A 7184-nucleotide genomic window follows, 5' to 3' on the forward strand; every position below is an offset into this window, starting at 1 on the left:
TTATTCCGTTAACACTAAGATTAATTTATAACTGAGCAATAAATATTCCAACGCTTAATTAACCTGCACGAAGTGCAAGTAAAGCAGGTAAATCATAAGGTGGTTGATATAAACAAAAATCAATAACTTTAGTATCGACGGCTAAAATTGACATTCGATCTGCAAGTTCATTGCCTTCAATACCAACATGACCATTAACATGGTGGATCACAAGCTGTGATTTTAGTGCTTGGTAACGGGCAAACATTTGTTGAATTAATGCTAAGTTTTTGATTTCCCCTCCCGCTTTTTTCCAACCATTTTTTTTCCATGTTATCGCCCATTGAGTAATACATTGAATCGAATATTTTGAATCACAAAAAATCGCTATTGTAGACCCTTGTGTCAAAGCTTGTTCGGCTAAAATCAGAGCTTGATTAAGTGCATTTAACTCAGCAGTATTATTAGTTCCCATTGGCTCATATAGGCCATACCATAACTCACTTAGTTGATTATTACGGTATAACGCCAATCCTGATCCCGCTTTACCAGGATTAGGATCACAACCACCATCTGTGAAAATTTTAATTTCCGCGGTTAATGCATGAACTTGTTCACTGGTTAATGACCCTTTACTTACGGTGGTGCGTTTTGCTGATGTTTTTTTAACTTGTGGTGATGAACCAGAGATCTGTGCAGGTTTTCCAAAAGCCGCGACTGCTTCAGCTTGGGTTGGAAATGATTTATATCGTGCCCCTGCAAATTTATCCACTTGTTGCTTACAACTTACCCAATCACTGTAAATTCCTGGTTCACGACCGCTCCAAACAACATAATATTTTTTGGCCACCATTTTCTCCACACTCTCTTTAATATCGTACTGCTTGTTCAAGCGAACATACAGACTTGGTATTCTAAGATTCTACCACTAATGTACCTTTCTGATTATGCTAAGATAAACATCACTATAAAAAAGTACTCGTATTCACCGTCGATTGTGTTCCCAAACCAATGACGATATCGAGCCATGTATATTTTTATTCACAGGTGAGTTTGGAGTTCCATTTTGAGTCATAAAATACGCTTGGACATTGCCAATGGCATGTCACAGCTTGGGATTAATGTTCAACCACAAGACAGCATTTCAACAGCCATCTTCATGGTGCTTTGTTGTGTGGTTGCCTTTTTAGCTTATGTCTTTGTTCGCTGGGGATTACTCGCGATATTACGTTCCGCTATTAAACGTTCCCAAGCGACATGGGGGCACGTTATGGTGCGGCACAAAGTCTTTGAAAAGCTATCATTAACCATCCCTGCAATGGTGCTCAATCTGGTTATACCGCTGGTCTTAGATAAACATGCGATCCTGAGTAGTTTTATTGACAGAACATTAAGTCTATGGCTTATTATTGTATTAGTAAGAAGTACTTATGCCTTCCTTGATGCCACTAATGATATGGCAGATATTAATCAAATAAGTCGAAATTTACCGGTAAAAAGCTTTGTGCAACTATCAAAACTCATTATCTTTTTTATCGGGTTTATTATTGCGATTTCAGTGCTGACTAATCGCTCACCAATTTACTTTTTAAGTGGCCTTGGTGTTGCGACAGGTTTAGTGTTATTAGTCTTCCGCGATACTATTTTAGGTTTTGTTGCAGGTATTCAGCTATCAGCCAACCAAATGGTCAAGGTCGGTGATTGGATTCAAATGGATAAATATGGTGCAAATGGCAGTATTGATGAGGTTTCTTTAACAACCGTTAAAGTAAAAAACTGGGATAATACCGTAACCAATATTCCTGCTTATGCCCTCGTACAAGATTCATTTATTAACTGGCGTCAGATGCAAGAATCTGGTGGACGTCGCATTAAGCGTTCAATTTTAATTGATATCGAAACCATTAAATTCATTGATGAGCAGCAACAGCAACAATTATCAACTATCCCTTATGTGGCGGATTTTATCGCAAAAAGAAACGCAGAAATTGTGACAGGTGATGCTCATGCACTTCAATTAACCAACATCACTGTCTTTCGAGCTTATTTAGAAGCTTACTTAAAACAAAATAATAAAATTCGCCAAGATATGACTTTTCTCGTACGCGAATTAGAGCCAAGTGCTCAAGGGTTACCCGTTCAAATTTATGTTTTTGTTAATGATACACGTTGGGCTTTTTATGAAGCGGTTCAATCCGATATTTTTGATCACGTATTAGCTATTTTACCTCAATTTAATCTCGCGGTTTATCAAAGCCCTGACGGCTCAGATGTACGTAGTTTACTATCGCCGATAACATCAGCGTAATGCATCATTTATGACGTATTGAACGACTATATCCCTTAACGTCAATACGTCATTTATAACAAATAAAATCATTTTTTAACGACACCTATCACACAATAAACCGCTATAGTTAAGCGTCAGAATAGAGATTTATTAAAAACTTTGTTTAACATCAAGATTTATAATCACTAGCCAGCCTTTTTATGAGCCGCTATAATTCCCGCCTCAAAATATAGAGGTCAAAACATGCACACGAAAGTAACACCTATTGATAGCTATCCTAAGTATTGGGCTGAATGCTATGGCACAGCTCCATTCTTGCCAACATCTAGAAAAGAGATGGATGCTCTTGGCTGGGACAGCTGTGACATTATCATTGTTACTGGTGATGCCTATGTTGACCATCCTAGCTTTGGTATGGCCGTGATTGGTCGCCTACTTGAATCTCAAGGTTTTCGTGTTGGTATTATTGCCCAACCTAAATGGGACAATAAAGATGACTTTATGGCGCTGGGTAAACCCAATCTTTATTTTGGTATAACCTCTGGCAACATGGATTCAATGATCAACCGTTATACCGCTGATCGTAAACTACGTAAAGATGATGCTTACACGCCTAATAATGAAGGCGGTAAACGTCCCGATCGTGCAGTATTAGTTTATTCTCAACGTTGTCGTGAAGCTTATAAAGAATCACCTATCGTTTTAGGCGGCATTGAAGCTAGCTTACGTCGTCTTGCTCACTATGATTACTGGTCAGACAAAGTTCGTCGTTCAGTATTAATGGATGCTAAAGCGGATATTTTATTATTTGGTAACGCTGAACGTGCGCTAGTTGAAGTATCGCACCGTATTGCCAATGGCGAAGATATTAAGTCATTAACTGATATTGCAGGCACTGCGGTAATGATCAAAGATATTCCTGAACGCTATCAGGAAATTGATTCATCACGCATTGAAAAACCTGGCCGTCCGATGGTAATGCAAAATCCATACGCTACCGAAGAAACATGTGCGTCTAATAAAGAAGAAAAAGAAAAACAGCCACAAGTTATTCATGTTCGCCCATCACGCCATGACGCTGAAAATACAGTAGTACGGTTGCCATCATATGAAAAATTAGCAAATGACCGTATTTTATATGCACATGCTAGTCGAGTAATGCACCTAGAAACTAACCCCTACTCTGGACGTGCATTAATTCAAAAACACGCTGATCGTGAATTATGGATCAACCGCGCACCGATTCCATTGTCGACTGAAGAAATGGACTTTGTATTTGGATTACCTTTCGCTCGTGTACCTCATCCAAGTTACGGCAAAGCAAAAATTCCTGCTTATGACATGATCAAAACCTCGGTTAATATCATGCGCGGCTGCTTTGGTGGCTGTTCATTCTGTTCAATTACCGAACACGAAGGCCGTATTATTCAAAACCGTTCTCAAGAATCAATTCTTAATGAACTAGAAGAAATTCGCGATAAAGTCCCTGGCTTTACTGGTACTATTTCTGATCTAGGTGGCCCAACGGCGAACATGTATCGTCTTGGTTGTTCAGATCCTAAAGCTGAAGCTAACTGTCGCCGACCATCATGTATTTTCCCTAAAATCTGTGAAAAACTAAACACTGATCATAAACATTTAATTGATTTATATCGTAATGCTCGCAATGTTAAAGGCATTAAAAAGATCATGATAGCTTCAGGTGTCCGTTATGATTTAGCGGTAGAATCACCAGAATATGTACGTGAACTTGTAACTCACCATGTGGGTGGCTACCTTAAAATTGCACCAGAACATACAGAGAAAGGTACACTTGATCTGATGATGAAGCCTGGTATGGGCACCTATGATCGCTTCAAATCGATGTTTGAGCAGTACAGCCAAGAAGCAGGGAAAAAACAATACCTTATTCCTTACTTTATTTCAGCGCACCCAGGTTCAACTGATGAAGACATGTTGAACTTAGCGTTATGGCTTAAACAAAACGATTATCAGTGTGATCAGGTCCAAAACTTCTACCCATCACCAATGTGTAATGCAACGGCAATGTACCACTCAGAAACAAACCCGTTGAAGAAAGTGAAATACAAAGGCCGTGAAGATTTATTTGTCGCTAAAGGTGAACGTCAACGCCGCCTTCATAAAGCGCTATTACGTTACCACGATCCACTCAACTGGCCTCTTATCCGTGATGCGTTAATTACCATGGGTAAAAAATATCTGATCGGTAATCGTCCTAACTGTTTAGTCCCAGACGCTGGCAGTGAAGCAGAAATGACACCAGCTGAACGTCGTGGTTCAGGTCGTCACGGTTCTAAACGTTTTGCAACCAAGAACCCGAATCAACCTGATATTCGCACTGATGGTAAACGCCCTCAGAGTAATCGTAATGGTAAGCCCGTTAATAATGGAAAACCACAGGCGAACAGCTCTCGTAATGGTAGTACGGCTAAAGCAGGCACTAACAGTAACCGTGGTGGCAGCAATAATAACACGACCAATACGAGTAATAATCGCAATGGTAAACCAGCTCAAGCAAGTGGCCGCCCAGCAAATCGTAATGGCAAACCTAGTGGTCAACGACCAAATGGAAAGCCAACACGTAGTCGTACAGGTGCCTAATTTACACTGAATATAAAACGCTAATGATTTAATAATAAACGCCGTCTTTTTTAAGACGGCGTTTTTGTTTTACAAATTTCTAACTTAATGTTATTCCTTTGGAAGATTTATTAGGTACACTAATGGAAACAAAAAAAACACACAGAATTAGTAACGTCTTATTTTCCATTTTTTAGGGATAACCCATCATTGTGAGATGCATTTATACCGTTTGCTTTACTTCTTCATTATTCATAGCAAGTACAGCTATTGCTAGTACATCTCCAGATTATGATGCTTGCCTGCTAAATGCCGTGAAAACACAAAATGGCACACTAACATTGAGTGACATTCGCTCTCATTGCTCTGACAATATAGCTAAAGCCGCGCCTGTCACGATTACAGCCCCTTCACAATCATCACCATCTCTTATGGCTCAACGATTACAAGATGAGCGAGATACTGCTTTAAATCGTTTTGTTATTACGCCACACCGTATGAATTATTTTCTTCCTATTGTAATGACAGACAACATTAATAACGCTGCATATAAAAACAGTGAATGGGCGGGGAAAATGAAAAATGCAGAAGCCGAATTTCAAATAAGTTTTAAAACACCGTTAAGTTATGATGACTTACTTATTCATAATGATGGTTTATTTGCCGCTTTTACATTGAAATCATATTGGCAAGTGTATGCCGAAGATATTTCACGTCCATTTAGAGAAACCAACTATCGCCCTGAATTATTTTACCTCGCACCAACACCTTGGACACCTTTTGAAGCAAGCACATGGGTAACATTAGGCATCGAACACCAATCCAATGGTCGAACTCAAGGGTTATCTCGTAGTTGGAACCGTATTTACACCGATTTAATTGTTGAAAAAGGAAATTTTGTCTTCTCACTGCGTCCTTGGTGGCGTATACCTGAAGATAAAAAAGAAGATCCTTTATCGCCTAAAGGTGACGATAACCCAGATATCAGTGATTATATGGGGCACTATGAACTCAATGCTGTCTACAAATGGCAGGATTACGAATTTAGTTTTACTGGACGTCAAAACTTTGCAACTCATAAAGGTTATGGTGAATTTGGTCTAACTTTCCCTCTATGGGGTAAGTTACGAGGGTATACTAAATATTCGACGGGGTATGGTGAGAACCTAATTGATTATAATCATAAACAACAACGGTTAGGTATCGGTGTTGCATTAACGGATGTGCTCTAACGAAATAATTCAAATCCAATAAAAATGATCGCAGCAGAGCCTAATACGGCCACTAATCCCGTTACTATCTGGTTTTGCTGCGATTTAGATAGATACCGAATAACCCAATACGCGAAAGCTAGTAATCCAAAAATAACCAATAACTTGAACATTTTGCACTCCTTTAGCTTGAACTGACACTTTTATATACATTGATACAATAATGATTTACAGCTATTACTTTTTGATCTTATCTATAAAGTGTAGGTGCTTATCCCAATAAAAATAGCACCCTTAAGTGCTATTTTTATTATGGTTAAGCTTTGGTCGCAATTACATTTTAAACATAGGTATATTTTGCAACTGTGGAATTATTTGCTGAAGTTGTTGTTCTTGCTTTGCTAACCCTTCAATTGAACCACACAAATCATTGGCTTTAACTTTCATTTCACCACTATGCTGAGCCACAGTATCGGTGATCTGAGTCTTTAACTGTGAAAATTTTGTCTGCATCTGGCTAAAATCTACATCGCCATTTTTCATTTCATCAGCCAGTGCTGCTAATACACTTGATATCGATTCAACGGTTACTTGTTGCATTGCATTTTCAAATTCAGTTTTCCACGTCGTATCCATACTAGTAAATACATCAGCAGGCATCACAAATTCACCTTGCTGATTATAAAATTTATGCTGTGCTTGTTCACTTAATTGATTAACGAGTGCTTGCACTTTTGCAAATGCTGTTTGTGAATCAAAGCTATTTGATACATCTTTCAATACAGCTAAAGCTAACCCGGTTCCTTGTTGGGCCAATGCTGCCATTTGTGGTAAATAGGTCTGCATATCATCACTGTATACTGTTAATGCTTTTTGTTGCATCGCATTAAGATCAACCTGTTGACCATTAATAAATAAATTATTGTTATCATCAATCAATAATTTAGGTTTTCCTGCTTCATAAACAGAGACACTGCCTTTATCAATATGAATAGGGTTAGGCACATCAACAGGACAGCTCTGTGCATATACAGTTCCTGAACTTAATAATAGTAAACCGCCAATTAGCCCTTTTTTCATCACTATTTTCTCTTTATTTATAA

6 protein-coding genes are annotated in these 7184 nt (G+C 38.5%); 3 read left to right on the forward strand and 3 right to left on the reverse strand.

The features are described from left to right. Nucleotides 1-58: 58 nt before the first annotated feature. Nucleotides 59-829, reverse strand: a complete 771-nt coding sequence (locus C9I86_RS04085; RefSeq protein ID WP_107275778.1) for a ribonuclease H family protein — start codon at nt 827-829, stop codon at nt 59-61. Between the two features lie 216 nt (nt 830-1045). Between C9I86_RS04085 and C9I86_RS04090 the strand changes: the two genes are divergently transcribed. The 3 genes from C9I86_RS04090 (at nt 1046) to C9I86_RS04100 (ending at nt 6102) form a co-directional block, all read left to right on the forward strand. After that, nucleotides 1046-2287 (forward strand): mechanosensitive ion channel family protein, encoded by a 1242-nt coding sequence (locus tag C9I86_RS04090; RefSeq protein WP_080159152.1) that lies wholly within the window; start codon nt 1046-1048, stop codon nt 2285-2287. Between the two features lie 225 nt (nt 2288-2512). Beyond that, nucleotides 2513-4891, forward strand: a complete 2379-nt coding sequence (locus C9I86_RS04095) for a YgiQ family radical SAM protein (protein ID WP_080159151.1) — start codon at nt 2513-2515, stop codon at nt 4889-4891. A gap of 191 nt (nt 4892-5082) precedes the next feature. Beyond that, on the forward strand, nt 5083-6102 hold the full coding sequence (locus C9I86_RS04100) for a phospholipase A (protein ID WP_107275721.1): 1020 nt from the start codon (nt 5083-5085) through the stop codon (nt 6100-6102). Here the strand turns inward: C9I86_RS04100 and C9I86_RS20135 are convergent. Both C9I86_RS20135 and C9I86_RS04105 read right to left on the reverse strand, forming a co-directional pair. Beyond that, nucleotides 6099-6254: a hypothetical protein gene (locus C9I86_RS20135; protein ID WP_162841613.1), complete on the reverse strand. Its 156-nt coding sequence runs from the start codon at nt 6252-6254 to the stop codon at nt 6099-6101. The genes C9I86_RS04100 and C9I86_RS20135 overlap by 4 nt on opposite strands. A gap of 160 nt (nt 6255-6414) precedes the next feature. After that, nucleotides 6415-7161 (reverse strand): DUF2884 family protein, encoded by a 747-nt coding sequence (locus tag C9I86_RS04105; RefSeq protein ID WP_080159150.1) that lies wholly within the window; start codon nt 7159-7161, stop codon nt 6415-6417. Nucleotides 7162-7184: the final 23 nt, after the last annotated feature.

Origin of the sequence: Photobacterium sp. NCIMB 13483, from assembly GCF_003025475.1 — a bacterium.
Classification (GTDB): Bacteria; Pseudomonadota; Gammaproteobacteria; order Enterobacterales; family Vibrionaceae; genus Photobacterium; species Photobacterium piscicola.

Excerpts from the sequence above, each read along its gene's own strand:
- C9I86_RS04095 (WP_080159151.1), top strand. The coding sequence starts at position 2,513 with ATGCACACGAAAGTAACACCTATTGATAGCTATCCTAAGTATTGGGCT.
- C9I86_RS20135 (WP_162841613.1), bottom strand. The coding sequence starts at position 6,254 with ATGTTCAAGTTATTGGTTATTTTTGGATTACTAGCTTTCGCGTATTGG.
- C9I86_RS04105 (WP_080159150.1), bottom strand. The coding sequence starts at position 7,161 with ATGAAAAAAGGGCTAATTGGCGGTTTACTATTATTAAGTTCAGGAACT.